3 protein-coding genes are annotated in these 2,061 nt (G+C 64.5%); all 3 read left to right on the top strand.

Translation table 11 applies throughout. The features are described from left to right. Positions 1 to 254 precede the first annotated feature (254 nt). Entirely contained in the window at positions 255 to 776 is a 522-nt protein-coding gene (locus HMPREF0178_RS00040; protein ID WP_009367848.1) for a hypothetical protein, read from the top strand. A 54-nt stretch (positions 777 to 830) separates the two neighbouring features. Next, on the top strand, positions 831 to 1,496 hold the full coding sequence (locus HMPREF0178_RS22245; RefSeq protein WP_009367849.1) for a hypothetical protein: 666 nt from the start codon (positions 831 to 833) through the stop codon (positions 1,494 to 1,496). Continuing rightward, on the top strand, positions 1,475 to 2,061 hold a 587-nt coding region (locus HMPREF0178_RS22250; RefSeq protein ID WP_232281147.1), incomplete at its 3' end, for a tyrosine-type recombinase/integrase. The genes HMPREF0178_RS22245 and HMPREF0178_RS22250, both read left to right, overlap by 22 nt.

Genomic DNA, 2,061 nt, shown 5'->3' on the forward strand with positions numbered 1-2,061 from the left:
GAGCGGACAGTCTGAAGTCTAAACCGGCAAAGGTCCCATCTCCGCCCTCAACAAGTTGCGCGAGGTAGTAGTTGACCACCCTTTTATCGACGAAACGGCCCTGTGCCTTGGACGTAATGCCACGAATTCCGCCCGTCTATACTTCCGTAGACTTCCCGTACCGCGTCACTTTGCCAGCTCCCGGCCTCTCCCGTCCCCGCCCAAGCTCGGAAACACTTTTACCAATATAAAATATCTAACCATAGGAGATTGTTATGACCATCCCTCAGCTTCACATGTATGATTTGAAGACTGGCGAGTATACCGGCAGCCGTGATGCCACTCAGCGTCCCAATGGCGAGTATATGCTGGAGGCGACCGGTGCGACGTCCGTTGCTTTGCCTGCCGACATTCCTGCGGGTCATATTGCCCGCTGGACAGGCGATGCGTGGGAGACGGTGGAAGACCATCGCCAGCATATGGACGAGCGCGGCCGCAAGGAAGGCGGGACGCCGTACTGGCTTCCCGGCGACACGTGGCGTTCCGAGCCCCGGTATACGGAGGAGCTTGGCCCGCTCCCCGCAGAGGCGCTTTTGGCGAAGCCGGAAAAGTCGGCCGAGGAGCTGGAGCAGGAAGCGCAGGCGAAGATCAAGGGGCGGCTTGCGGCGCTTGACGCAAAGTACCTGACTCCCCGCACCCTTGCGGGCCTGGCCGTCGGCGACGAGTACGCCCTCGAGCAGTGGCGGGCGCATGAGGCCGAGGCCGAGCCGTTCCGGATCCAGCTCGCGGCGCTGTAGACCTGCCTTCCTCCTGTACTGTATGCATTCCGTAAACAATACAGGAGGATCGCAATGGGTTTGCGTTTTGTGGAATATCGCCGTCGGCAATGGGTTCTCAGGTACCGTGATCCGTGGAGCGGCAAGCAGCGCATCAAGAGCTTTTCGACTGAAGGCGAGGCGCGGCAGTTCGAATCCGTACAGGCCGAGATGCATATCCGCGAGCGGGAGCTGATGCGCCGGGCGAGGCGGCGCATGTCCTCGGCTTCGGCGACAAAGGCCACGGTCGCGGAGCTCCTTGAGCGGTATGCGGGGACACTGGAAAACCCCACCACAAGGAGTACGACGACGCAGCATGTCGAACCGCTGACGGCCATTTTCGGCCACCGCCGGGCGCACTGCGTCACCTGCGACGATGTGCTGGCCTGGTGCGAAGTGCAGCGCCAGCGCGGGGTGGGGCAGTCCACCGTGCACCGCCGCGTGAGCATTCTGCGGGCGGCGTACGGTTGGGCGGTACGGGCGCGCCTGCTGCTTTCCAATCCGCTGGTATCGCTGCGCATCGCCAAGCCCAAAGCCCAACGCATCGCGCCGCCGTCCGCCAAGGAGGCGCGCCTGCTGTACGACGCGGCGGCCCCGCATATCCAGCGGGTCATCGTGCTCGGCATGGCGACCGGGGCGCGCATAGGCCCGAGCGAGCTTTCCGGCTCCGCTGGTCCGATGTGGATGTCGAAACGGGCGTGATCAGGATGCCGAACGCGCACAAGGGGGCGGGGGAGGAATCCCGCGACGTGCCGATCCGGGACGACGTGCTTGACCTGCTCAGGCGGTGGCATGAAGAGGACAGGCAGGCCGGGTGCGCCTATGTCATTGCCTATAAAGGGCGCCCCGTCCGGAGCATTTCCAACGGCTGGCACAACGCCCTGCGCCGGGCGGGCATCGCGCGGCGCATCAGGCCGTATGACTTGCGTCACGCCTTCGCCTCGCTGGCGCTTGTGCACGGGGCGGACATCAAATGCGTGGCGGAAACCATGGGGCACAAGAACATCACGATGCTCCTGAGCGTCTATCAGCATACCCTTTTCGAACAGCGCAGGCGGGCCGTCAACGCCGCGCCGGGGCTCTTTTCGGGCACGGGCGCGAAACGGGGCAAGAAAAAACGCCTCACGCCCGGCAGGGGGAAGGAGGCGGGCGCGTTCTTCGAACCGGTCCCGGAACGCCGGGCGGCGCCTCCGCACGACGCGGCGGCCTCATGGGGCGTTGCCGCTTGCGTTTGCGCTGGAACTCGCGCGGCGGACAGGACGGATGC

It is taken from the genome of Bilophila sp. 4_1_30 (assembly GCF_000224655.1).
In the GTDB taxonomy this organism is placed as follows: Bacteria; Desulfobacterota; Desulfovibrionia; order Desulfovibrionales; family Desulfovibrionaceae; genus Bilophila; species Bilophila wadsworthia.

What these genes read in the sequence shown, in the direction of transcription:
- HMPREF0178_RS00040 (WP_009367848.1), top strand. Translation starts at nt 255, where the DNA reads ATGACCATCCCTCAGCTTCACATGTATGATTTGAAGACTGGCGAGTAT.
- HMPREF0178_RS22245 (WP_009367849.1), top strand. Translation starts at nt 831, where the DNA reads ATGGGTTTGCGTTTTGTGGAATATCGCCGTCGGCAATGGGTTCTCAGG.